This window comes from Paenibacillus naphthalenovorans, from assembly GCF_001465255.1.
Lineage (GTDB): Bacteria > Bacillota > Bacilli > Paenibacillales > NBRC-103111 > Paenibacillus_G > Paenibacillus_G naphthalenovorans.
Window position 1 is genome coordinate 3,589,097 of record NZ_CP013652.1, and the last position, 24,184, is coordinate 3,613,280.

Annotated in this window: 21 protein-coding genes; all 21 read right to left on the reverse strand. The window is 48.5% G+C overall.

Annotation, left to right across the window (positions count from 1 at the left end; genetic code table 11):
- Positions 1 to 269: 269 nt before the first annotated feature.
- The 21 genes from IJ22_RS17650 to IJ22_RS17750 all read right to left on the reverse strand — a co-directional run bounded on the left by IJ22_RS17650 (position 270) and on the right by IJ22_RS17750 (position 24,171).
- Entirely contained in the window at positions 270 to 929 is a 660-nt protein-coding gene (locus tag IJ22_RS17650; protein ID WP_054817543.1) for a GntR family transcriptional regulator, read from the reverse strand.
- A gap of 220 nt (positions 930 to 1,149) precedes the next feature.
- The gene (gene lpdA / locus IJ22_RS17655) at positions 1,150 to 2,547 is read right to left on the reverse strand and encodes a dihydrolipoyl dehydrogenase (RefSeq protein WP_062409755.1); all 1,398 of its coding nucleotides are present in this window, start codon (positions 2,545 to 2,547) and stop codon (positions 1,150 to 1,152) included.
- 381 nt (positions 2,548 to 2,928) lie between these two features.
- Positions 2,929 to 4,095 carry a dihydrolipoamide acetyltransferase family protein gene (locus IJ22_RS17660; protein ID WP_062409756.1) on the reverse strand — a complete coding sequence of 389 codons (1,167 nt, stop codon included), beginning with the start codon at positions 4,093 to 4,095 and terminating at the stop codon, positions 2,929 to 2,931.
- A 41-nt stretch (positions 4,096 to 4,136) separates the two neighbouring features.
- Entirely contained in the window at positions 4,137 to 5,111 is a 975-nt protein-coding gene (locus tag IJ22_RS17665; RefSeq protein ID WP_062409757.1) for an alpha-ketoacid dehydrogenase subunit beta, read from the reverse strand.
- A gap of 14 nt (positions 5,112 to 5,125) precedes the next feature.
- Positions 5,126 to 6,073, reverse strand: a complete 948-nt coding sequence (locus IJ22_RS17670; RefSeq protein ID WP_062409758.1) for a thiamine pyrophosphate-dependent dehydrogenase E1 component subunit alpha — start codon at positions 6,071 to 6,073, stop codon at positions 5,126 to 5,128.
- 33 nt (positions 6,074 to 6,106) lie between these two features.
- Entirely contained in the window at positions 6,107 to 6,868 is a 762-nt protein-coding gene (locus IJ22_RS17675; protein WP_054817535.1) for an SDR family NAD(P)-dependent oxidoreductase, read from the reverse strand.
- 26 nt (positions 6,869 to 6,894) lie between these two features.
- Positions 6,895 to 8,412, reverse strand: a complete 1,518-nt coding sequence (locus IJ22_RS17680) for a sugar ABC transporter ATP-binding protein (protein WP_062409759.1) — start codon at positions 8,410 to 8,412, stop codon at positions 6,895 to 6,897.
- Positions 8,413 to 8,454: 42 nt separating this feature from the next.
- Positions 8,455 to 9,585, reverse strand: a complete 1,131-nt coding sequence (locus IJ22_RS17685) for a TMAO reductase system protein TorT (RefSeq protein ID WP_062409760.1) — start codon at positions 9,583 to 9,585, stop codon at positions 8,455 to 8,457.
- Between the two features lie 23 nt (positions 9,586 to 9,608).
- On the reverse strand, positions 9,609 to 10,592 hold the full coding sequence (locus IJ22_RS17690) for an ABC transporter permease (RefSeq protein ID WP_062409761.1): 984 nt from the start codon (positions 10,590 to 10,592) through the stop codon (positions 9,609 to 9,611).
- 15 nt (positions 10,593 to 10,607) lie between these two features.
- On the reverse strand, positions 10,608 to 11,504 hold the full coding sequence (locus IJ22_RS17695) for an NAD(P)-dependent oxidoreductase (protein ID WP_074728535.1): 897 nt from the start codon (positions 11,502 to 11,504) through the stop codon (positions 10,608 to 10,610).
- 76 nt (positions 11,505 to 11,580) lie between these two features.
- On the reverse strand, positions 11,581 to 12,048 hold the full coding sequence (locus IJ22_RS17700; protein ID WP_054817529.1) for a cupin domain-containing protein: 468 nt from the start codon (positions 12,046 to 12,048) through the stop codon (positions 11,581 to 11,583).
- Between the two features lie 189 nt (positions 12,049 to 12,237).
- Positions 12,238 to 13,038 carry an IclR family transcriptional regulator gene (locus IJ22_RS17705; protein ID WP_062409763.1) on the reverse strand — a complete coding sequence of 267 codons (801 nt, stop codon included), beginning with the start codon at positions 13,036 to 13,038 and terminating at the stop codon, positions 12,238 to 12,240.
- 219 nt (positions 13,039 to 13,257) lie between these two features.
- Complete coding sequence (locus tag IJ22_RS17710) at positions 13,258 to 14,532, reverse strand: molybdopterin molybdotransferase MoeA (protein WP_062409764.1); 1,275 nt, start codon at positions 14,530 to 14,532, stop codon at positions 13,258 to 13,260.
- Between the two features lie 7 nt (positions 14,533 to 14,539).
- On the reverse strand, positions 14,540 to 15,562 hold the full coding sequence (gene moaA, locus IJ22_RS17715; protein ID WP_062409765.1) for a GTP 3',8-cyclase MoaA: 1,023 nt from the start codon (positions 15,560 to 15,562) through the stop codon (positions 14,540 to 14,542).
- A 17-nt stretch (positions 15,563 to 15,579) separates the two neighbouring features.
- Complete coding sequence (locus IJ22_RS17720; protein WP_062409766.1) at positions 15,580 to 16,623, reverse strand: XdhC family protein; 1,044 nt, start codon at positions 16,621 to 16,623, stop codon at positions 15,580 to 15,582.
- Between the two features lie 58 nt (positions 16,624 to 16,681).
- Positions 16,682 to 17,800, reverse strand: a complete 1,119-nt coding sequence (locus tag IJ22_RS17725) for an acyl-CoA dehydrogenase family protein (RefSeq protein ID WP_062409767.1) — start codon at positions 17,798 to 17,800, stop codon at positions 16,682 to 16,684.
- A gap of 133 nt (positions 17,801 to 17,933) precedes the next feature.
- Positions 17,934 to 18,371, reverse strand: coding sequence for an SRPBCC family protein (locus tag IJ22_RS17730; protein WP_062409768.1), 438 nt, complete (start codon positions 18,369 to 18,371; stop codon positions 17,934 to 17,936).
- Positions 18,372 to 18,443: 72 nt separating this feature from the next.
- Positions 18,444 to 20,813 (reverse strand): xanthine dehydrogenase family protein molybdopterin-binding subunit, encoded by a 2,370-nt coding sequence (locus IJ22_RS17735; protein WP_062409769.1) that lies wholly within the window; start codon positions 20,811 to 20,813, stop codon positions 18,444 to 18,446.
- A 39-nt stretch (positions 20,814 to 20,852) separates the two neighbouring features.
- Complete coding sequence (locus tag IJ22_RS17740) at positions 20,853 to 21,404, reverse strand: (2Fe-2S)-binding protein (protein WP_062409770.1); 552 nt, start codon at positions 21,402 to 21,404, stop codon at positions 20,853 to 20,855.
- The gene (locus tag IJ22_RS17745) at positions 21,404 to 22,297 is read right to left on the reverse strand and encodes an FAD binding domain-containing protein (RefSeq protein ID WP_062409771.1); all 894 of its coding nucleotides are present in this window, start codon (positions 22,295 to 22,297) and stop codon (positions 21,404 to 21,406) included. Before IJ22_RS17745 ends, IJ22_RS17740 begins: the two co-directional genes overlap by 1 nt.
- Positions 22,298 to 22,701: 404 nt before the next feature.
- A complete protein-coding gene (locus IJ22_RS17750) occupies positions 22,702 to 24,171 on the reverse strand; it encodes an aldehyde dehydrogenase family protein (RefSeq protein ID WP_062409772.1) in 1,470 nt (489 codons plus the stop codon).
- Positions 24,172 to 24,184: the final 13 nt, after the last annotated feature.

A 24,184-nucleotide genomic window follows, 5' to 3' on the forward strand; every position in this document is an offset into this window, starting at 1 on the left:
ATTTTGTTGTCAATATTTTTTTCGCTTGAATGTTATGTTATATCACATGTACTCGTTTTTTTGGATTTTTTGTCGAATAACGTCAAATATTTTTCCATATTGACGGCGCTTACAAAATAGGATATTAAAATTTTTCCATTTTCACTATTTTAATAAAATACAGAATTTTCAAGCTCACTAAAGCGTTAGTTGAACTGAGAAATTCTGTATCAGGTTTGAAGAGACTCCGACAGAAAAAAGCTTTCAGCGGATCTCCAGTTTTTCTTAATCTACTTTTTCCAGGATTCCTTGGTCTTACTCAAATGATGGATCATGGCTTTAGCTGCCAAATCGGAATTTTTCTTTTCCATACAAAGAATAATATATTCGTGTTCCGATAAAACCTCCCTCATCCGATTTCTTTTTTTAATCGCTCTCAGACCAATCAATTGAGATAAATTGTGCAAGTTCAATAATACCTGCTCAATCAAGTGGTAATCTGCAAATCGGGTTAAAGTGATATGGAAGGTTTGATCCAGGCTGATAAATGAAATTTCATCATCCTTCTCCATGGCTTCCTGCTGATTTTGATAAATTTGTCTTAGCTGCTCCAATTGCTCAGGTGTGATCGTTTCGGTTAATTTCTTAATGACCTCACCCTCAATGGTGGTTCTAAGCAAAAAGATTTGTTCGGCTTCGCTTTCCGTTACGTTCCGCACAGCCATCCCTTTTCTGGGAATCGTAACAATTAAGCCTTCTTTTAATAAATCTTGAAGCGCTTCCCGAACCGGAGTGCGAGAAGTATTCAGCAGCTCAGCCAGCTTCACCTCCGTGAATATTTCTTCTGAAGAAATATACCCATTTAAAATGACATCCTTAATTTCGTTATATGCTCTCTCTTTGGTTGTAATTTGTTTATCGATGGGTTTCAGATTAAAACTAGGCATCATTAACCACACTTTCTTTTCTTTGTGTATACATTGTACATTATACAGTGCACGTCTTATGTTAGTCAATCGTTTTCAAAAGCCGCCTTAAATTCTTTTTTTCGTATGTTCAATCTACACCCTGCCGTTTCGGGATCCTATCGAAATCTTAACATACGACGCGTCGAGGCACCGTTTCCGGGCACCTCGACGCGTCGTATTTCATCTTTGCTTTTGAGCTATATTACATCGAATGAATTCCTAACCCCAGCGCATTTTCGGCTGCCTCCATGATCATTTCCCCAAGCGTTGGATGAGCATGAATCGTCAAAGCTACATCTTCAAGCGTCGCTCCCATTTCAATAGCCAATCCCACCTCGGCTATCAAATTTGATGCTTCAGGACCTACAATTTGAGCGCCGATCACTACGCCCTCCTTCTTATCGGCAATCAGGGTCACCGATCCTTCCGCTGCATGCAGGGACAAAGCTCTGCCGTTGGCTGCATAAGAAAATTTCCCTACCCTGGTTTCAATCCCTTGGTCGTTGGCTTCTTTTTCCAATACGCCCACCACAGCGATTTCAGGATCCGAGAACACAACCGCAGGAATACAACGGTAATCGACCACACTTCCCCTGCCGGCAATCACTTCCGCTGCTGCCTTTCCTTCATAAGAAGCTTTGTGTGCCAAAGCAGGGCCGGGAACAATATCGCCTATGGCATAAATATGGGATACGTTTGTTCTGCACTGGCGATCCACAGCGATCAATTTTTTGTCATTTACTTGTATGCCCGCCGCTTCCAAACCTAATTGATCCGTGTTGGGCTTGCGTCCAACCGTAACCAATACATAATCGGCTGTGAGTTGTTTTTCCTCCCCCGCTGCTTCAAAAGTGACGGTGACCTCATGATTCTTTTCCGAGCAATGTCTAGCAAACGCCTTGGTATATACATCCACGTTCGCCTTTTTCAAATTTCGGTTCACTGTGCTTACTAAACGTTTGTCAAAGCCGGGCAGGATGGAGGCTCCGCCCTCAAGAATGGTAACCTTTGTGCCGAATTTGGCAAAAGCTTGACCCAGTTCAATTCCTATGTATCCGCCGCCGACCACGGCCAGCCGTTTAGGCACTTCTTCCAAATTCAATGCAGCTGTTGATGAAAGAACTCTTTGACTGAACGGCAAATCGGGCAGTTCCATCGGCCGGGAGCCCGCTGCAAGAATACAATCCTGAAAATGGTAATGGTCGGAGCCGTTTGCATGGGTAACGACAATTTCGTTCTTGCTGACGAAGCGGGCTTCGCCTTGGATGACTTCAATCTGATGTCCTTTCAGTAAACTGCTTACGCCGCCGGTCAGTCTGTCAATCACGCTCCGCTTCCACTTCTGCACTTTGGCATAATTCAGTTTGACATGATCGGCATCGATTTCAATGCCCATTTCCTGATAGCGTGACACATTTTGATAGGCTTCAGCCGCCGAGATTAGCGCTTTGGAAGGAATACAGCCTACGTTCAGGCAGACTCCCCCCAGATTCTCTTTCTCAATCACCGTCACTTTTTTACCTAATTGGGCCGCGCGGATGGCTGCCGTATATCCTCCGGGACCCGCACCGATCACCACGACATCAAGCTCAAGAGCCATCTTTCACTCCTCCGTTCCTATTTAAATATTTTTCCAATTTTTGAAATGAAATAGAAGACAGCACAGATACAACCAACTTGTTCCCGATAATGTTGCCTGCCATAGGATGGAGCTGCCTGCAGCATCATAAATATCCCGAGAGAGCTCTGTTTTTTGTACCAGTGCCATCGATTGAATGCTGACCACGATATGGGTTAACATAATCGAACCTGTTGAAGCGAAGCCGCACCAACCATGAAGAAGGTATTGCTCAAAAAAACGGAAGTGTCCGATGCATTGAGGTTAAACAAATGCGCAATGGATAACACCCCTTTAATCCGCAAATGGCCAGAAACCAGGCAAGTCTTTAACTGCCTGGTTTCATCCTATGCCGTATGGTGGTTACAACATCAATCCCGGGGTCTCCAGATAGTCGGCAATCGATTTCAGCAGCTGCGCAGCCGGGGCTCCATCTGCGGCCTGATGGTCCCAAGTCAGTGATAACGATAGAATAGAACGGATCTCGATCCGGTCTTCTACTACCCAAGGACGCTTCAGGATTCTTCCCAGGCCCAAAATGCCGGTTTGGCCGGGATACAATATAGGAGTAAACGTATCGACTCCACTCGCTCCCAGATTGGTGATCGTAAAATTGCCGTTCTCCACATCGCGGGACTCGAGTTTCGAGTTTCTGGCTTTCGTCACGATATCGTTCAGCTCCCTGGCGACCGCTGCCAGCGATTTGCTTTGTACATCCCTGATGATCGGCACCACGAGCCCTTTGTCGGTAGCCACAGCCACATTCAAATCGACGCTTGCGGGGATGACGATCTTCCCGTTCTCCAGCTTCCCGTTGAAGCGCCGATGTATCTGCAGCGATTTGGCCACAGCCAAAACGATGAATGCTGTAAAGGTGATCTTATCCTTTTGGACCTTTTTTACCGATTCCAGCAGAGCCACGGCATCGGTAACATCGACATCCCTGGTCATCGTAAGCTGTGCCGTCGACTGAAGACTGTGCAGCATTCGTTCTCCGCTGATCGCTTCAATGCGGTTCAACTGATAAATTTCCATGTTCTGCGGCTGCGGCGGGCTGTGATCCTCTGCCTGCGGTTGTTGAATCTCTTCACAGTCCTCAACAACCGTATTCGCCGCTTCTGCATAATTTTGTATATCCTGATGGACAATGCGCCCGTTGGGACCTGTCCCCTTCACCTTGGATATATCTACCCCCAAGGTATGGGCCAGCCTGCGGGCCGATGGGGATATTTTGATGAAGGAATTATTCGGTTGGATATCTTTCCGCTCTTCTTGCTGAGGCGCGTCCGCCTTCGCCGCTGCGGCTCCAATCTCCGCAATCGCAGCGCCTACAGGCACATCATCGTCTTCTTTAAAAAATTGTTTGATCAGAATGCCCTTTTCGGGGGCTTCAATCTCCATATTCACTTTATCAGTGGACACTTCCGCTATCACTTCATTGGCTTCCACGGGATCCCCTTCCGCTTTAAACCATCGGGTAAGGACGGCACTATCCATATTTGCGCCGAGTTTGGGTAAGATGATTTGCATGGAAATCCCTCCTTTCACATCGCTTTGTCCATGGCCTCTGCTTAAACAAGGGACAAGACCGCATTCTCAATTTTTTCGGGAGACGGAAGTGCAGCATCCTCGAGCGGCTTGCTGTGAGGAATCGGAACATTCTCCGTCCCTATTAATTTCGGTGGGGCATCCAAATAATCAAACACCTGCTCCATTACTTCATAGATAATGGATGTTCCGATCGAGCCCCATTTGTGCGATTCTTCCACAACGATAAGCCGTCCCGTTTTCTGAACCGATTGCTTCACGGTTTCCAAATCAAACGGTACCAGCGTACGGGGATCGATAATTTCGCAGGAGATTCCTCTTTCCTGCAACCGATGGGCGGCCTCTTTGGCAAGCTGTACCATCCTTGATACCGCTACAATGGTCACATCGCTGCCACTTTGGATCACGTTGGCTTTGCCGAATGGAATCGGATCCCCGCCCACTTCTACCTCATCCCTTATCCCGTAAAGCAATTTATGTTCGAGAAAGATGACCGGTTTGTTATTGCGCACTGCGGTTTTAAATAACCCGTAAGCATCATTGGGGCTGGATGGGAGCACGACCTCTATACCGGGCATATTACAAAATAACGATTCAAAGCTTTGCGAGTGCTGCGCACCGTTGCCTCTTCCCGCGCCCTGCTGACCGCGAAACACGACCGGAACCGGAAACTGGCCGCCCGACATATATGTCAATTTGTTCGCCTGATTAATCAGCTGATCCATGGCAACCGCACAAAAATCCATATATAAAATCTCCACAACCGGCCTTAACCCGGTCAGCGCGGCTCCGATCGCCATTCCGAAAAATCCCGTTTCCGAGATGGGGGTATCCAATACCCGGTCTGATCCAAACTGTTCCCACAGCCCCTTCGTAACTTGGAAGGCACCTCCCGGTTTGCCGATATCCTCCCCGAACAAAACGATCCGGTCATCACGTTCCATTTCTTCCTTGATCGCCAAATTGAGCGCTTGAGTATAGGTCATCTTCTGAGCCATATGTCATTTTCCTCCTATTCTGCGTAATATAACCCGTCAAATAAATGCTTCGGATCCGGCCAAGGGCTTTCTTTGGCAAATTTGACCGCATCTTCGATTTCCTGTTCTATGGACGCATCCAGCTTTTTCACATCGACCTGCAGTTGGGACAGCTTCTCCGCTGCCGTCTTCAGCGCATCTCTGGCCGCCCAGGACGCAACTTCTTCCCTGCTGCGATAAACTTCCTGATCCCCGCACATATGGCCGACAAGCCTATACGTTTTCATTTCCAGAAATATCGGACCTTTTCCGGCACGAATGTCTTCAATCGCTCTTTTGGCCACTTCGTAGACTTCCTCTACATTGTAGGCATCGACCATATGCGCGGGAATTTTATACGCCTCCGCGCGTTCGGCCATATGCTCGACCGGTACGATTTCTTCAATCGGAGTCATTTCCGAATACAGGTTGTTCTCACAAACAAATAATACGGGAAGCTTATATACGGCGGCCAAATTCAACGCCTCATGAAACGCTCCCTGGTTCGTCGCTCCATCGCCGAAGATCGTCACCGTCACATAATCTTCTTTGAGATATTTGGCGCTGTACGCCGCACCAACGGCGTGAGGAAGTCCTGCGGCCACAATCGCATTCGCTCCAAGCACGCCCCGGCTTACGTCAGTAAAGTGCATCGAGCCTCCGCGTCCTTTATTGATCCCGGTCTCCCTTCCCAGCATTTCTGCCATCAGCAGTTTCACCGGTGTTTTTCTTGCAATGACATGTCCATGTCCGCGGTATGTCGTGGTCATTTTATCCTGCGGCGCCATCGCTAAACCAACGCCTGCAGCTACCGCCTCTTGACCGATCGACAAGTGAATGGAACCTCTGATGAAATTCTCGGCGAATAATACGCTTAACGTCTCTTCGAATCTTCTGATGGTCTTCATTATGGTATAAGCTTCTGTCAGCAAATCTTTATCCATGGGAACCTCCTGTAAAGTTTGATAAAATGGGGGCTACACGATCAGTTGGCCCCCATTGACATCGAGACATACACCTGTGATGTGGATAGCCTCTTCACTGGTTAAAAATACAATGGCCTGAGCAATTTCTTCTGGAGAAGCCAACGTTCCACGGGGAATCTCTTTCCCCCACAGGTCCATGACCTCTTCTCCTCTTACGGCGATAGCGCGATCCGTCTTCGTTGTGCCTGGAGCTACGGCATTCACCCGGATCCCATAGGGTCCCAGTTCCGCTGCGAGAACTTTTGTCATGGATTCAACCGCAGCCTTGGCGCAGGAATAATGAATCGGCGTGTTTTTCAGGGCGGTGCGGGCTGCTATGGAGCTCACGTTAACGAACGAACCCTTTCTTGAATACATCATCCGCTTGGCGAACTCCCTGGAGCTGTAGAATATACTGTGCATATTGAGCCGAATGACTTTATCCCATTCCTCATCGGTTAAATGGATCGTGGGTGTATAGCCCGTAAACCCGCCTGTACAATGGATAACGGCGTATAAATCCGTGCTATCCCCTGCAATTTCGGCGAACCTGCGAACCTGCTCCGGTTTGGTCGCATCGGTTTTAACATACGTGATCCGTCCGCCCCGTTCTTTGATTTCCCGGCATAGCTTCATGCTCTTTTCTTCGTTAATATCCGCCAAATAAATGTCAGCCTGCTGTTGTGCATATAGAAAGGCGCACGACTTTCCAATTCCTTCTGCGCCTCCCAAAATAGCAACTGCTTTGTTCCGGAAACATGTATAATGCGCCAAATAAATTCATTTCCTCTCTCTTAACGTTAATTTAACGTTAATTCCTTGCGAAAAGCCTCTTCCTGACGACTTACCATATAATTCAAAATTTGGAATTCTGAAATTTCATCTCCTTCCAGATTCGCCTTCAGCTCTCCTTGATGCATGACAAGCACTCTGTGGGATATCCCCACAATCTCCGGAACATCCGAGGAAATCACGATAATGGATTGGCCGTTTCTGGAAAGATCGGCAATCAGATCATATATTTCAGATCTGGCTCCTACATCAACCCCTAGTGTCGGCTCGACAAAAATCAAAATTTTGGCTTGAGCAAACACCCCTCTGGCAATCAGGACTTTTTGACGGTTCCCTCCGCTTAACGTATCCACATGATAATCCACATTCACGGCGCGTACCTTCAATCTTCCCGCAAGCTCCTCAACGTCTTCGATTTCCTTTTTCCGGTTGATCCTCACGCCGTTGGAATAGTTCCGAATCGCAGGCAGGCTGACATTTTCACAAATCGATTTGGATAAATACAGAGCTTCATTCCGGTTGTCGGGAATCAAAAATATGCCTTTATCAATGGCGGCTTTCGTATTGTGAACACGGGTTTCCTCGCCGTTTATTTTAATCAACCCTCTATCCGGCTCCATTCGTCCGAACAATGCCTGGGCCAGCTCGGTTTTCCCGCATCCCATCAATCCGGCGATGCCAAGGATTTCTCCCTCATGCAGTTGAAAACCGACATCTGAAAAATGTGGTAACAAGGATAGCCCTTTCACTTCGTAAACGACCTTGCCTTTCCTCACTTCCTTGGCAGGGTAAATATCCCCGATTTCTTTGCCGACCATCCAATGAACGATTTGTTTTTCGTTGATTCCTTCCGCAGGTGTCGTCGTAACTTTCCTGCCGTCTTTAAGAACGGTGATGCGGTCGCTGATGCTTAATGCTTCCTTCAAATGATGCGAAACGAAAACAATTCCCGCGCCCTGATCCTTGAATTTTTGTACGACCTGAAACAATTTTTCCCGTTCATGCGGGGTTAGTGCGGTAGCCGGTTCATCCAAAATAAGAACCCGTGCGTTATTCAGAAAGGCCCGCGCCAGCTGGACCAGCTGTCTTGTGGCAATATTGAGATGCTTAACCGGAATGTCGGGATGAACGGTGTCCAGACCTACCTGCTTCAGCAAATCCGCCGATCGTTCAATCATGAGGGATTTATTGATTTTCCCCATATGGCTTGGAATCTGGCCCATGAAAATATTCTCTGCGACGGAGAGTTCGTGGAACAGCGCCTCTTCCTGAAACGCTGTACTGATCCCCGACCGGATGGCATCCAACGGACTGTCAAAATGGACCTCCTCATTTTGAACAAATATTTTACCGTAATTTGGGGTGATAATCCCGGCTATGACTTTGATCAATGTAGATTTGCCTGCACCGTTTTCCCCGAGAAGGGTATGGACTTCTCCCGATTGAACATCAAATGATACATCGTCCAAAGCCAGAACCCCGGGATATTGCTTCGTGATTTGTTCCACTCTTAATACTTCAGCCATTTCCCGCCCTCCTCCGTGAGAATCCATATGCTGCTTCCGGTTTTATTGAGCGACCGAAGGTTTGTAATGATCAGGCGCCAAATACTTGTTCACATCAAAACGATCGATATTCTCCTTTGTGATCGTTTCCACAGGAACTCCGATCCGTTTCGGGAGATTTCTCTCGCCGTTCAAATAGCGCACCATTATGTTGACCAGCATTCTCCCCTGCTCCACAGCCTGATAAGGCAGGGACATCGTAATTTCGCCATTTTTAATGAGCATCTGCGTATCCTTACCGATTCCCGACATGGTCACCACTTTGATTTGGCCTGTCTTGCCTACCGCTTTAATCGCATCCGCCACCCCTGCCGCAATCAGATCGGCCCCCGCATAAAAGGCATCGATATCGGGGTTCGCCTGCAGCGCATCCTGGGCGGCGTTGAGTCCCTCGGCCCTGTCGTTTTTACCGTAGTGTTTACCTACAATCTCGATATCCGGATGGTTTTTTTGCATGTATTCTATAAATCCCTTTTCTCTGCCGAGCGCCCAGGAAGAGCCCGCTACCCCGGACAGCATATATACTTTACCTTTACCGTTCAATTCCTTGCCCAGGTATTCAGCCGTCATTGCGCCCAGCATTTCTTGCGTCGCCTGAATATCCGTAACAATTTTGTCGGTATTGATTCCTACGGCAAAATTGACGACGGGGACTTTTGCTCTTTCAGCCACCTCTACCGCAGTCACCAATGCATCAGGATTGGCAGGCCCTAGCAGCAGGCCGTCGATACCGCGAGAGAGTAAATCTTCCACTTGCGCAATTTGCTCCATGTGCTTATGATAACCGCCTGCGGCCGTAACGTAAGGCTTGGGCAAGCCCAGCTTTTCCAACTGCTGCTCTATCCCATATTGGAAGCCAACCCAAAGCGGATCGGATAGATAGACAAGCGATGCCCCGATTTGATATTTCTCTTTAGGCACGGGGTCCGGCTGCTGCAGATACCATTTCAGAGCCTCTTCCGGTTCAAGATCGACTACACTGGGTTCATTGGATGCCGTGCCGGCGGGCGTAGTGGCGGGAGCCGAACCTCCTTCGGCGGTTTCGCCGCCTTGGCTGCAACCCGCTGCTATAGCAGCCAGCGCAAAAACAATGGCCATTAGCAATAAGGTCTTCTTCTTGTTCTGTCCGATCATTCTCCGTTCCCCCTTAGCCCGGTTTATGTTTTGTGACGTTTTTTCCTTCTGCGAATTTGATCGAGGCTGACTGCCAATACCAAAACGACGCCGAGTGCAATGTCCTGTACATAAGAAGAAATACCGATCAAGTTCATGACATTATTTAAAAGAGCCAGCAAAAGGACGCCGAAGGCAACGTTGATAATGCTTCCCGCTCCCCCCGATAGTGACACCGCGCCGATCGCTACAGCAGCGATGGCCTCCAGCTCCAGTCCCTCGGCAATCGTCGGCTGCCCGGAATTTACCCTTGATGCAAGCAGAATTCCGCCGATTGCCGCAGCCAATCCGCTGATGACGAAAACCGAAATATCAATTTTGCGAACATTGATTCCGGTAAGCTTCGCCGCCTCTTCATTTCCGCCCTTGGCATAAATGTGCCGGCCAAACACGGTTTGGGTTAAAACATAATACGAAACGGCAAGCAAAACGCAAACAATCAGCACGACTTGCGGAATGGGGCCAATAAAGCTGACAACGATTTCTCTGAAAGCAGGAGGAAGCCCGGTAACCGGCTCTCCGTTCGTAATGAGAAGACCAAGTCCTCTAAGAATCGTCATCATACCCAAGGTGACGATCAGAGAGGGAACCATGGAATAAGCAACCAATAGTCCATTGATCAAGCCGATGACTACCCCGAGCAGCAGACCGGCAAGGATGCCAATCGCCATTCCGTATTGATTTATCGTCATCGCGGTGACCACACCGACAATAGCCGCATTGGCAGCTACGGACAGATCAAAATTTCTGGTCAGCATGACAAAGGTTTGCCCAAAAGCCAAAATAGCCAGAAAGGAAGCCTGAATCAACAGGTTTTGAAAATTGAACAAAGTGAAAAATCGGGGTTGAATGATCGTCGTCAACAGCGCTACCACAACAATAATCAAGGGCAGCATAAGGTTAGGCGTGACCTTCATAGCGGACTTTGTCTTTTTCGGTAGTTTGGTTGGTTCTATCGTATTGTTCATAGGCTCCCCCTCTTTTTACATTTTCAGAACCTTTTCAATGAAATAAGGAACGATCGCCCCCCAATCCCGGTCGCCCCAACCGTCCGCAACCGCTGTCGTATAGGAAAGAAGCGTTATACTGGCGGCCGGAGTCGGAACTCCATAGAATTGACCGGCCGATATCATATTGGCCAGATCCTTTTTGACCCCCTTGATATCGAAGGATACTTCTTCCGTCGCTTGAAGTATCGCCGGAATCTTAACGGGAAGGACCTTGATTCCCGCAGGACTTTCCGCAATGAACTCGAGCATGGATTTCAAATCAATACCCGCCTTTACGCCTATGGCCAAGGCCTCCGATAAGGCGTAGGAGTATATATTCATCGGCATATTCAAAACGAGCTTCATTACCATGCCTGTTCCCGCAGGGCCGATATGTTTCATGCTTTTACAAAAAGTCCCCAAAACAGGCTTCGCCCGGGAAATGCTCTCTTCATCTCCGCCCATCAAAGCAATCAGGCTGCCTTCGCGGGCATGCACCACTGTTCCTGATACCGGCGAATCGATCAAACTCCCGCCTTTTTGGCAGATCATTTCCGCTAATTCACGGATGGTGGCCGGATGAACCGTGCTCATTTCAATAAAGAGCTTACCGTTAAGGCCGCCTTGCAGCAGGCCGGCTTCGCTTGTATACATCTCTTTAACCGCTTGATCATCTGCAACCATCGAAAATAAGATTTCGCAATTTTCAGTTAATTCTAGCGGAGTTTCCGCCCACTTCGCACCTTGATCCAACAAATCTTGGGCCTTGGACTTGGTCCTGTTCCAGACGGTCAGATCAACACCTGCCTGCAATAATCTTTGTGCCATAGCAAAGCCCATTCTACCCAGTCCTGCGAAACCGATTTTCATGTTATCCCTCTTTTGTTTCATAAATTGAAACACTTATGCAGGCCGGTTTAAAAATGGGTTACCCGCCAATCAGATGACGGGTAACACCCGGTTCATTTTAGTTTTTATAGTTCGTTTCCGTTACGTTAGTGAGATCTTCCTTGGCCACAAAAGCGGCTCCCTCGGCATTTGCGCTCGTATTCAATACCAGCAGGCGCCCGGTTCCCCCGCCGACATTATTAAAGCCTCTTAATACCCCTGGCGGAACCGAAATCACGTCCAATGGACCTAATGTTGCTCTCTCTTCGCCGTTAGGACCCCAAAAGAATTCCCATAGTCCATCGAGAGGCATAAAAATTTCTTCGACTTCATGGTCATGCAATCTGGCTTGGGGACCAGGTCCCGCTTCAATAATGCCCAACGAAATTGCGCTGTCCATCAGCACCGGCGGAATGGTGGTTTCCGTAGCCGCCAATGTGCCGATATATCTGTAAGTCGCTTTCTTAAAATCCGGAAATGCATCCCAATTGGCTTTTACATCCTGTCTGCGAATTACACGTTTGTGAACATCCTTTAGATTACTCATTGGTATTCCTCCTCAAAAAATTTTTTTATGTGGAAAATCAAAATTGATTTTCACTACCTCTGTCGTTTTTTTAATATAAAATGATGGCCGCAAACGCTTTCAGAAAGCGCAGGAGAAGCAGCCTGATCCACTTGATCATCCCGGACTGCAAAGATATTGAACGGATGTTGGGGCTTGCCGGGTTGAATTTCACCTCTGATAAACCTGATAATCACCTCCTTCAAAATCATAATAGCCTAAAGATTGCGAGGCTTGTTTGGCAATCATACAAACCTTCTGGATATACTCGTCTTTATGATGTCTGTATCGTTCGACCGGCATCGTCACGGAGTAGGCTGCTATCGGTTTTTTATTCGCTCCAAAAACCGGAGCTGCGATGCAGCAGATCCCTTTCATAAAATCTTCATCGTCCAAACAATAGCCACGCTTTTTGATTTCAGCCAACTCCGTTTTTAATTCATCCAGGTTGGATGGGGTCGATTCCGTTAATTGCTCGAACGGATTGTCTTTAAAATAATTCACGATTTTGGATTCAGGCCAAAACGCAATGACCGATTTAGGCAGAGCACGGGCATGGGGATATTCCTTATACCCGATATAAAGCGTTTTCACTTTTACGGCTTGAGGACAATCGATAATGCCCGTAAGAATCACGGAATCATCAATCTCTTTGCCTAAATAGGCCGTTTCCTGCGTAATGTTGGAAAGCTCCTGCAAATACATGTTCAGTGTGGCATCAGGGGTCATCGATTGCAAAAAAGCATTGTTTAAAAACGGGATCTGATAACCTACCGAGTAGACATCATCCTTGGTTTTGATGACATACCCGTAATCGAGCAGCGTATTGATTAAATGGTAAGTCGTGCTTAAGTTTAAGCGGAGGTCAATACTGATTTCCTTGATGAGCAATCCTCTCGGGTTTTTCCCGAGCAGATTTAAAATTTGAAGTGCCTTGGAAACCGACCTTATCCTAGTTTTCTCCTTTTCCATAGCATCACCCTAATGAAAATATAACAGTGAATATCGTTTAATTCAATGAAAATAAATTCATAATATGAAATATTTCAATAATTCAAAAATATCTGATCATATACGACAAAAAAACCCCTGAAGTTTCAAGGATTTTCGAGTAAAAACGCTAATTTGCATCAAATCAACAGGCTTATTTTATAAGCATTGGGGCTGCACTAAAAAAAGCAAATCGATTGATCAGGGGCAAACGCTTTCCCCCAGCGTTCCTATCAGATCCATTTCAACCCGTTCGCCGGCGGCATACCCTTTTTCCCCGGGCACTCTAACCAGGCAATTGCTTTCCAGAAAGCTGGACAGGATACCGGAAGCCTGCTTGCGGGCAATCTTCACCCGCAATTCACCCGAGGAAGAAATATAAGCGAACCCGCGTAAAAAACGGGTATGAGGCATCGGCATCATGGCAATCGGTTCGTCGCATATCCCGGTTAACCGTTGAGGCAGCGGATTCCTCCGCCCGCACATCCTGCGAATCGCCGGCAACAAATAAAGCCAAGCGTTTACGTAAGACGAGGCCGGATTTCCCGCTAAGGCAAAAATGGGCTTATCCTGCCAGGTTCCAAACAGCGCAGGCATCCCTGGACGGATTAATGTTTTCCAGAACACCACTTTTGCGCCGATTTTCTCAAATGTATTTCCGAGGAAATCATAGTCCCCCATAGAAACGCCTCCGCTGGTGACCAGAACATCCACCTGCTGAAGCGCTTCGGTTATGCGTTTTTCCAGCTCTTCCGGGTGATCCTGCACAATCCCCAAATAAACCGGGTCGCCTCCGGCCGCTCTCACCTGTCCTGCCAGCATGACACCGTTGCTGTCACGGTGTTTCCCGGGGGAGATCTGTTGATCGACAGGCAGCAGCTCGCTTCCCGTCGAGAGAATCCCGACCTTAGGTTTATCGTAAACCGGAACAACCCCGACTCCAAAAGTGGACAGAAGACCCGCCTCAACAGGTCCGATAAAGGTCCCTTCCGGGAGGATGATTGTGCCCTCCTCTACATCCGCTCCCTTCCTTAGAATCGATTCGCCGGCCGTAACCGAACGGTAAATCCATACGCTTGATCGCCCCTCATCTTCCCCAATCTCCGTCTCCTCCACTTTGACAACCGCATCCGCGCCTTTGGGGATAGGCGCTCCCGTCATAATGCGGCTGGCCATGCCCGGGGCAATCTGCTTCTCCGGTATATGTCCGGCGGGAATTTCTTCAATAGTGTTCAGCTTCACAGGGGTTGAACGGCTGGCCCATTTCACGTCCTCCGCCCTCAGGGCATACCCGTCTACCGTAGAACGGTCATACATCGGGACGTTATGATCGGACAGCACAGGGTCCGCAAGACAATACCCGTACGCTCGGGATAAAGGAATAGAAGCGAGCGGAAGGGGACGAACTGTGGCGAGAACAAGACGCTGCGCCTCCTCCAAGGGAATGGGCGAAGCATTAGGTATATATAACGCCATATCGGTTTCAGCCTCCAATGTAGGACATCTCGATTTTCTTTTTCTCCGGGTTCTTGGTGTGGAGAAGCCGCTCGTCGGAGTAACGGTCCCGGCGGCTGCCCCATACCCCCATAATCAACCGGCGTATTTCTTCATCCTCCGCTCCGGAATGGATCAGCGAACGCAGATCTGTTCCTTGAGAAGCAAACAGACAGGTGTACAGGAAACCGTCCGCCGACAGGCGAGCCCTTGTACAGGTCGAACAAAAGGAATCGGTTACGGAAGAAATAACGCCGATTTCTTCGTCCGTTCCCTCATAGCGGTAGCGGTCGGCCACTTCCCCCAAATACTCGGAACGCATTCGTTCCAAAGGCATCTCGGCATGAATGCGTTCGATGATTTCTTGCTTGGACACCACATGCTTGAGATTCCAGCCGTTGCTGTTTCCGACATCCATAAACTCAATATAACGTAAAATATGCCCCGTCCCGCGGAAAAATCGGGCCATAGGCACGATATCCTGATCATTGATCCCTCGAATGACGACCATGTTCACTTTGACTTTCATCCCGGCTTTCGATGCGGCATCGATGCCTTCCATTACCGTTCGGACATCGCATCGCCCGCCGTTCATTTGGCCAAACCGGTTCTCGTCTATGCTGTCCAAACTGACATTGATCCGCTGAAGACCTGCATTCTTCAGCTCCTCTGCATATTTTGCCAGCAGTGAACCATTGGTGGTTAAGGTGACGTCATTCACACCTTCGATCGACCGCAGCATCCGGATTAGATTCGGCAGTTCCTTGCGCAGCAGCGGCTCTCCGCCAGTGATGCGGATTTTTTCAACGCCGAGGGATGCGAAGATGCGGGCTAAACGGGCGATTTCCTCAAAACCGAGCAGCTGATCTTTTGGAAGGAACAGATGGTCTGGACCAAACAACTCTTTCGGCATACAATAACGGCAGCGGAAATTGCAGCGATCGGTTACGGAAATCCGCAAATCACGTAGAGGGCGCTTTAATGCGTCTGTCATTTTGCTGTTCTGATCCATCTTCTCTCCCCCTCATGTTACTTTTTATTTTTGATTTTCAACAGCTCGGCCATAATGCTGACACTGATCTCCTCAGGCCCTTCCGCACCGATACTTAAACCTATAGGTGAATGCACCCAATCAGGCAAAGCATCGGGCGCCATGAGGCGCGTGGTTCTCAATCGGGGTCCCAATACCCCCAGATACTGAGGCGGCGATGCAATCAAATCGCGTAAAATCGTTTGGTCCCGCTGGAAGCTGTGCGTCATAATGAGTACATAGCTTGTTTGGGGAATGTTATTTTTTTGCAGATAAGTCTCCGGATGCTCAGGGATCAATTGATCCGCCGTTGGAAAAATTTCTGCGTTACAGCGACTGGTTTTGGGGTCGATAATGGTAACAAAGAAATCCAAATGAGAGGCCAGTCTGGCTATCGGTTCCACATCCGGCCCTGCCCCGAAAATGTATAGCTGCTCTCTGGGTTCGTACAGCTCAAGTAAGAATTCGCCTTCAACGTCTGCTAAACGGATTAATTCAATCTTCCTGCCGCTGATTAAAAACCGCTTTAACTCCGGTATGATCTTCTCCTTCAAGCCTGTTTCCGCGTCCCCAAGGACCGCCCCGTTGTCCGTATAAAATAAATGCACCCTTTGCGCGTCATCGTCACTTACACGTTTTGCGCTTGCAACCTTGCTGCCGTTATTCAGAACCGATTCCACTTCAGGCCATATGGGCTGATGGTGATCAGGAGGGATATATTCCCATTCATTAGGCTCCACATAAACCCTGATGCTCCCGTTGCAGCCGGCTCCCTGCCCCCAGGACAAATCGTCCTCCGACCTTAAGTCATAAATGACTGTCTTGGGCTGCCGATGGTTAATGATCTCACGGGCATGGTAAGCTAAATCTTCTTCCAAACAGCCGGCGCTAATCGTTCCATATTGGCTGTCGTCTTCCCCGATTAACATTTTTGCTCCCGGGTGGCGGTATGTGGAACCATCTACGGCAATGATCGTCGCCATGGCGAATCGTTGTTGTTTCTTTTCTTTCATTTTCTTTAGAATCCGGTAAGAATCATTCATAGCCATTACTCCTCCGACATGAATATATTTTTCATACGCTGCTTTTCTCTTCAACTATTCATTGGATTAGCTCAGAGCCGAGTGTCAACAAGCACTTTCGGGTATTTGGAGGCAATATCCGAGTGGCATATGAATTATTTCTTAAATACATAAAAGGATTGGGAGACTTGATTCCATCCATGCCCAAATGGCGGATAGCGCCTTCCGTCACATCCTGAATCAACGTGTCGGAAGCTGCCTTTGCGCGTCTCAACCAAACGCCGGAATTGCCCTCGGACATGGGTCGGGAATCAATGGATTTATCCAATAATAATTGTGCGCTGTGTGAAAGCACATCGATTTGGCCTAGCCATCTCACGATCTCCATGTCTTCATTTGGTTTGACACAGCGCTGTCTTTCTTTCTCTATAAAAAGCTCTATTCCTAAATCGGCCATGCCGATGTTGATAGCGCATATTCCAAGGGGGAGAATGTCGGGATGGGTTAAACCCGTAATCGCTCCAGGCTGTCCGACCAACTCAGCCGGAGATAATGGATAGGATTTGAAACGGACGCTGTAGGTAGAAGAAGCGACCATGGCATCCAGACCATTGGATTTGATCACTTCAACGGCCGGATGCTTCCCGTTAACCAGGCAAAGCTGTAAAGAGTCCATCGATGGCTGACTCCACTCGGGCTGTGCAAAAACAACATAATAATCAGCCAGACCTGCAAGAGTGCAGAAATCCTTTTGGCCGTTGAGAATCATCGAAGCATGGTTTTGCGAGATTCGGGTAGAAAAATCATACCTGTAGTCTCTTCCGTCCTCTGACCGGGCAAGCGCAAACAGGCTTGCATCATCCAGCCATGTTTTCAGGCGGCTCCGAAACGTTTTCTTTCCCAGCTCATACACCATGTACACAGCAACATTATGAACATGAACCGCCAGGGTCAATGCTCCGTCCCCGTAAGCCAATTGCCTTATCACCTGCAGGTAACTTCTCAGATCCAGCCCCAGTCCTCCGAAACGGGAGTCCACCAGCATACGGTGAAACCCGGCTTGTATGAGCTGCGGCCAAACTTTTAACAGCACCCGTTCCTTATCCGCCTCTTGATCCATATGATTTCGAATGACTTCGGCAAGGTCTTTAGCAGTATCCAATAAGTCTTTCCATACCATAGGTTGCTGTCCCACCATCCTCCCCACCTTCCCCTATTGAAAAATCACACCAAAACCGCTATAAACCACAGACTTGTCTTCCAGCGATTTTGGTGCTCGTGAAATGAAGTTCGAATATTGTCAGCCGTCATGCAGCGTCGCTGCGTGTCATTCAGCTTGCTTCTTTCTTCATCGCGCTAAAAAATTGCCCCATTAATAAACTGGCTACACCCGACATCATCCGCTGTCCGATCCCGGCAATCACTCCCCCGACCGTAGCCTCGCCTTCGCATATGACGTTGGTTCGGTTGTCGGCCACCTGCTCGAGTTTGATCAGCATTTCCTGCTGTACAAATCCTAACGGCCCCTGGCCGTCCATACTCAACCGGAATTGTTCGCCTTCCACCGCATCAAACAGCTTTACCGTCCCTTTGTAACGCCCTTTCACCATCTTGATTCCAACCTCCAGCTCTGCACTGTAAGTATTGTCATCAATGGCTTGCAGTGATTTCAGCCCTGGCATGGTTCGGATCAAAACATCAGGATCCGTAAGCAATTGATATGCCGTAGCCGAATTGGTCGGAAGTTCATAAGTACCGGACACCTTCATTCATTCCACTCTCCTTGAGCATTGTTTATTGAAGAAAAACTTCCCGGGAGAGAACTCCCGAGAATCGTATCTTTACTTTTGATTTAACGTTCTCCATATCGATTCCGCAGTCAAAGGCAGATTCAGAAGCTTAAACCCCGGACGGTCGATCGCATCTGTGATCGCACTGGCTAAGGTAGCGGGGACCGGTCCCGGAATTCCCTCTCCCTTGCCCTTTGTGCCCAAAGGTGTATAAGGAGTGGGAACGTTGTACTCGATCATTTCAATATCGGGAACATCGGCAGCCGATGGCATATGATACTCCATTAAGGTCGTGGATAAAGGCTGGCCCGTTTCATCGAAGTAATATTTCTCATACCGGGTGTTGCCTATTCCCAAAACTACACCGCCGTGAACTTGCCCGCGAACGATCATGGGATTAATCGGAACTCCGCAATCGTCTACGACGACATAACGTAAAATCTTGTAATCTCCCGTTTCCGGATTCACTTCAACCACCGCACCGTGTACACCAATACTCAGCATCCCGGCAATATCCGCTTCAAAGTAAGCGGTCGCTTCCAAACCGGCTTCCATTCCGGCCGGAAGTTTGGTTGGCCCCAGTATCGCTACATCGGCGATATCCCTAAGCTTTATTCTTTTGCTCGGTTCTTTATTCCAAATGACTTCTCCATTGGCAAAAGTAAAATCTTCCGGTTCGGCGTCTACTCCCAGGATGTGGGCGGCGATTTTTTGGATTTTCGGCTTCAGCTTCCGGCAAGCCAGAACAGCGGCACTAACCGTATAGGACGCTCCCCGGTTCCCCAAGGTTCCCGAAGCGAATGGAGTACCGAACGTATCGCCATAACTGATATATACATCGTCAATCGTAATCCCAAGCTCGTCCGCTACGGCTTGCGCAATGGTCGTTTCATGGCCCTGCCCTTGCGGGGAGTCCCCTTCAAATACCTGAACCATGCCATGAGCATCAATCTTAATGGTAGCCGCCCCATAACCCGGTTGATTTTCCATCGGCACAAAGATTTGCGAGCCCAGACCGGACATTTCACAGCCCATAGCAAAGCCGACACCGATCAAACGCCCGTTCTTTCGCGCTTCTTTTTGCTCCTCTTTCACCCGGTCATAATCGAGGTGTTCGAGAAGCTTTTGGAAAGCGCCTTCATAATCTCCGCTATCATGCGTGATTCCTGTAGCTGTAACATGGGGGAACTGCTTGATGATATTCGTTTCAAACACTTGACGGGGATCCAGTTTCAGCTCCCTCGCTACCAAATGCATCGCATAATCCATTGCAAACCGGCCGGGGAATTCTCCGAACGCCCTGCTGGGTGTAGATGAAGGCTTGTTGGTTACTACGCAAGACAAATCGATATGGACACTTGGAACATCGTAAGCGTTCGTTAAGTACGCCGCACCTAACCATGACATGACAAATCCCAGGTAAACTCCGATTCTGCCATCCCCGACATCGGCAATCATACGGTTTCTAAGGCCGAGAATTTTGCCATCCTTGCGAACGGCAAGCTCCAGATTATGAATTTGGTCACGTTCATGACCGATCGTCATCAGGCTTTCCATTCGGTTTTCGACCCATTTGACAGGTCTTTTCAGCTTTAACGCCAAATAACTGATGAGAAGTTCTTCACGATAGACAGGAGCCTTGGTTCCAAAGGCGCCGCCGACGTCCTTGGGAGCGATGACCCGCACCTTATGATGAGGAATATTCATGATTTGCGATATCGCCATCCTCAAAATATGCGGCCGTTGTGAATTGACATGAACGGTCAAACCCTCAAATCCGTCATAGGTGGCAAGCGCCCCCCGCGTTTCCATCGGAGCCGCCCCCGTACGATGACCGTAAAACCGTTCGGAAAGGATAAAATCCGCTTCCTCAAAAGCTTTATCCACATCTCCGTTGGCGAGTACGCCATGCCAAAGCACATTATTTTTCCAATCCTCATAGATCTTCGGAGCTTCGGGCTTGAGCGCTTCCTCCGGATTGATAAGAGCAGGCAAAGGTTCATATTCAATCTCGACCAGCTGCGCCGCATCCTCGGCAATATATTTGCTTTCCGCTATCACAGCCACGACCGGATCGCCTACCCATAGGACTTTATCGATCGCCAGCGGATAAACGGTCGGGAGCTGCAGTTCCCCGCCCAAATTAGGGATAATGGATGGAACGAGCATCGGCTTCATGGCTGCGGCCACTTCCGCACCGGTCACAACCGCTACCACACCAGGGTAGTTCTCCGCCTTGCTGATATCGATATGGCGAATTCGCGCATGCGCATGAACACTTCGTACCACATGAAGATATGTTGTTCCGGGTAAGGTGTAATCGGCAATATATTTTCCCTCTCCCACTAATAACCGGGGGTCTTCACGACGACGAATAGGCCGTCCCACCCATTTCGTCTCAGATGCAGTTGTAGTAGTCATACACCGAATCCTCTCCTTAATAGAGAATAGTTATTTATCCTAGTTAGCCAATAATTTATCCCGCTGCTCCTTAGGCATAGAGGCTAAACGATCTGCGGCATATTGTACCGCTTCGATAATGTGCTGATAACCGGTACATCTGCATAAGTTGCCGACCAGCGCTTCTCTGATTTCGGTATCGGATGGATGCGGATTGACCTTTAATAAATTATATGCGGACATCATCATTCCGGGGGTGCAAAAACCGCATTGCAGGCCGTGTTTTTCCCAGAAGCCTTCCTGAATGGGATGAAGATTATCGGCCTCTCCCAGTCCTTCTACGGTCATAATGTTGGAGCCTTCGGCCTGAACCGCCAACATCAAACAAGATTTGATCGCCTCTCCGTTCAGCACCACGGTACATGCTCCGCATCTTCCTTCCACCGAACATCCCACGTGAGTCCCCGTAAAACCCAGCTCTTCCCGCAAGAAATCCACCAGCAGCATACGGATCGGAACCTGCTTCTCTACGATCCGGCCATTGACGCGCACCTGAATCGTTTTTGTTCCATCTACACCGGCCGTTTGAACGCCCTGTACTGAATTCGCCATTAGAGAATTTCCCCCTTTGCTCTTCGGACTGCTTTGGATAACACATTAACCCCGTATTCCTTGAGAAGAACCTTGCGGTAGGAAGCTGTCGCGCGCATATCGGATTCCACTTCGATTTCCTGGGCCAGGACATCCGCTGCTTCCTGCAGAAGCTCCGTTGTAACCGTTTTCCCGACAAGGAACTTTTCGGTGTCTACAGCTCGCTGCGGACGGGGGTTCACTCCGCCGACGTAAATTCGGGAAGATTGACAAATATCGTCCGCCAGAGTAACCCGGGCTCCAACGCTAATCACCGAAAAATCGCCAAACACGACGGCGTGCTTACTGTAGGCAGATCCCGATCCCGGCTCCGGGGATGGAATGTCAATATATACAAGAAGTTCGTTATCCTCGACAACCGTCGTCATCAAACCAAGGAAAAAGTCTTCTGCAGAATAAATGCTCTCGCCTTCCTTCGAACGAATCCGGAAGGTGCCGTCCAAGACCAGGATCGGTACCGGAAGATCGGCTGCCGGATCCGCATGAACCAAACTGCCCCCAATGGTTCCTCTATTTCTGATCTGTACATCTCCTATATATTTTGCCGCATCAGAAATAATAGGATATTTGGATAACACCAAAGGATGGGTGGCCAGCGTTTTGTGTCGGGTCAATGCACCGATTCTGAGAATCCGATTTCCCGGTTCCCGGAATCTTTCGCCAAATTCCTGAATTTCCATCACCTTGTTAATGTCAATGACGGCTGATGTTTCCATCATTCTCAGCTTCAATATAGGCAGCACGCTTTGACCGCCGGCGACAATCTTCGCCTGGCTTCCGTACTGATCTAGCAGCTCTAAGCACTCCTCTAATGATGACGGAGCATAATATTCAGATATCGGTGCCGGATACATAAACTTTTCACCTCTTAATTTTAAAGTTATGCTTATGTCTACTGACCCTGTGGAGCAGCTACCATATCCATCTTGCTTTTTTAAGTCATATTCATCACCCCTTCATATTTTATAAGTGATCGGGCATTCAACATTTTGCTGCTTGTCATAGCAGAATGTTCTGTATAATATTTCCGGAATTAAGAGTAGTATAACAATTCAGGAAAGCGTTATCAATGAAACTGTTTTCATATTATGAAAAAAAAGATTTTCCTAGTTTTATGTTAAAAAGGCTGTTGATTTACCATCAACAGCCCCGGAAAAAAACAAACTATAACCAGCATATGCTGTGATAAAAAAAGTGTACAGCACCGCTGCAAATGTATACCTTCGATCCTGGAAAATGCGCGGGAGCATCCGCAATACTAAGAAAACGGATACTGCCGAGGTTCCTGCTGGACGGAAATCCATTTCACCGTTGTGAATTCCTCCAAAGCTGATTCTCCGCAATACCGGCCCAGTCCGGACGATTTTTCCCCGCCGAACGGGATATGGGATTCCACGTTTACGGTCTGATCATTGACGTGAATCATGCCCGTTACAATTTGCTGCGCCACTTTAATCCCCCGCTCGATCGATCCGGAGTGTACCGCGCCGCTTAATCCAAAATCGCAATCATTCGCGATCCGGATCGCTTCTTCCTCGCCGTCTACAGGAATAATAACCGCCACAGGGCCGAAGATCTCCGTCCTGGCGGCAGCCATATCGTTCGTTACATCCGTAAGAATATAAGGCTCGATGACGTTTCCTGCGACTTTGCCTTCAAGCTCAAGCTTGGCCCCTTCACTCAGGCTTTGTGTGATCAGGCTTTGAACCTTTTCGATTTGTTTTTGGTTGATCATCGGACCGATAATCGTATCGGGCTCGGCCGGGTTTCCGGCTTTCACTTTTAAAGTCGCTTCTTTAAATTTCTCAACAAATTCCGGATAGATTTTGCGATCTACGATAAAACGGTTGGTTGCAATACATATTTGACCCTGATGCAAATACTTGCCGAAGGCTGCGGAAGCGACGGCTTGATCCACATTCGCATCGTCAAGAATAATAAATGCGTTGTTGCCGCCAAGCTCTAAGGCCACCTTCTTCAAATGCCTGCCCGCAATTTCGGCAACTCTTTTCCCTGCCGCTGTAGAGCCCGTAAATGAAATCACTCTTGGAATCGGATGCTCCACAAAATCGTCGCCGACTTCTTCCAGGTCGTACACCACTACGCTGAACAATCCCTTCGGTATTCCCGCTTCTTCAAAGATTTGGGCTACGATCAGGCCTCCTGTGATCGGGGTCTGGGAATCCGCCTTTAATACAATCCCGTTACCGGTCGCAATCGCCGGCGCCACCACCCGGATACTCAAATAGAACGGCCAGTTCCAAGGTGTAATCGCTCCGACGACACCGACCGGATTACGATAAATACGGTTCTCCTTTCCCGGTATAAAGGAAGGAAGAATCTCGCCGTTCATCCGGAAGCAATACTTGGCCGCTTCCTTGACATCCCCGATGGCAGCGCCCACTTCAATCGATGCCTTTAATTGCGAGCTTCCGCTTTCTTCCACAAGCCATTTGACAATCTCCTCTTGACGTTCGGCTATAAGTGCTGCAGCCTTTTCCATCAGTGCGGCTTTCTCATGCGGGGGTACCTGCGCCCATTCCGCTTGAGCCTTCCTTGCCGCTTCATAGGCATCATGGATGTCCTGCTTATTGGCGAGCCTAATTTCAGTGATCACTTCATCGCTGAATTTGTTGGTAACCGCTGCGGTCCGCTGACTGGATCCTTCTTTCCATTCGCCGCCGATAAAAATTTTATTCCATAACGTAGCAGGAGACACCGTAGACATGCCGCTTCACTCC

Excerpts from the sequence above, each read along its gene's own strand:
- IJ22_RS17650 (WP_054817543.1), bottom strand. The coding sequence starts at position 929 with ATGATGCCTAGTTTTAATCTGAAACCCATCGATAAACAAATTACAACC.
- lpdA (WP_062409755.1), bottom strand. The coding sequence starts at position 2,547 with ATGGCTCTTGAGCTTGATGTCGTGGTGATCGGTGCGGGTCCCGGAGGA.
- IJ22_RS17660 (WP_062409756.1), bottom strand. The coding sequence starts at position 4,095 with ATGCAAATCATCTTACCCAAACTCGGCGCAAATATGGATAGTGCCGTC.
- IJ22_RS17665 (WP_062409757.1), bottom strand. The coding sequence starts at position 5,111 with ATGGCTCAGAAGATGACCTATACTCAAGCGCTCAATTTGGCGATCAAG.
- IJ22_RS17670 (WP_062409758.1), bottom strand. The coding sequence starts at position 6,073 with ATGGATAAAGATTTGCTGACAGAAGCTTATACCATAATGAAGACCATC.
- IJ22_RS17680 (WP_062409759.1), bottom strand. The coding sequence starts at position 8,412 with ATGGCTGAAGTATTAAGAGTGGAACAAATCACGAAGCAATATCCCGGG.
- IJ22_RS17685 (WP_062409760.1), bottom strand. The coding sequence starts at position 9,585 with ATGATCGGACAGAACAAGAAGAAGACCTTATTGCTAATGGCCATTGTT.
- IJ22_RS17690 (WP_062409761.1), bottom strand. The coding sequence starts at position 10,592 with ATGAACAATACGATAGAACCAACCAAACTACCGAAAAAGACAAAGTCC.
- IJ22_RS17695 (WP_074728535.1), bottom strand. The coding sequence starts at position 11,504 with ATGAAACAAAAGAGGGATAACATGAAAATCGGTTTCGCAGGACTGGGT.
- IJ22_RS17700 (WP_054817529.1), bottom strand. The coding sequence starts at position 12,048 with ATGAGTAATCTAAAGGATGTTCACAAACGTGTAATTCGCAGACAGGAT.
- IJ22_RS17705 (WP_062409763.1), bottom strand. The coding sequence starts at position 13,038 with ATGGAAAAGGAGAAAACTAGGATAAGGTCGGTTTCCAAGGCACTTCAA.
- IJ22_RS17710 (WP_062409764.1), bottom strand. The coding sequence starts at position 14,532 with ATGGCGTTATATATACCTAATGCTTCGCCCATTCCCTTGGAGGAGGCG.
- moaA (WP_062409765.1), bottom strand. The coding sequence starts at position 15,562 with ATGGATCAGAACAGCAAAATGACAGACGCATTAAAGCGCCCTCTACGT.
- IJ22_RS17720 (WP_062409766.1), bottom strand. The coding sequence starts at position 16,623 with ATGAATGATTCTTACCGGATTCTAAAGAAAATGAAAGAAAAGAAACAA.
- IJ22_RS17725 (WP_062409767.1), bottom strand. The coding sequence starts at position 17,800 with ATGGTGGGACAGCAACCTATGGTATGGAAAGACTTATTGGATACTGCT.
- IJ22_RS17730 (WP_062409768.1), bottom strand. The coding sequence starts at position 18,371 with ATGAAGGTGTCCGGTACTTATGAACTTCCGACCAATTCGGCTACGGCA.
- IJ22_RS17735 (WP_062409769.1), bottom strand. The coding sequence starts at position 20,813 with ATGACTACTACAACTGCATCTGAGACGAAATGGGTGGGACGGCCTATT.
- IJ22_RS17740 (WP_062409770.1), bottom strand. The coding sequence starts at position 21,404 with ATGGCGAATTCAGTACAGGGCGTTCAAACGGCCGGTGTAGATGGAACA.
- IJ22_RS17745 (WP_062409771.1), bottom strand. The coding sequence starts at position 22,297 with ATGTATCCGGCACCGATATCTGAATATTATGCTCCGTCATCATTAGAG.
- IJ22_RS17750 (WP_062409772.1), bottom strand. The coding sequence starts at position 24,171 with ATGTCTACGGTGTCTCCTGCTACGTTATGGAATAAAATTTTTATCGGC.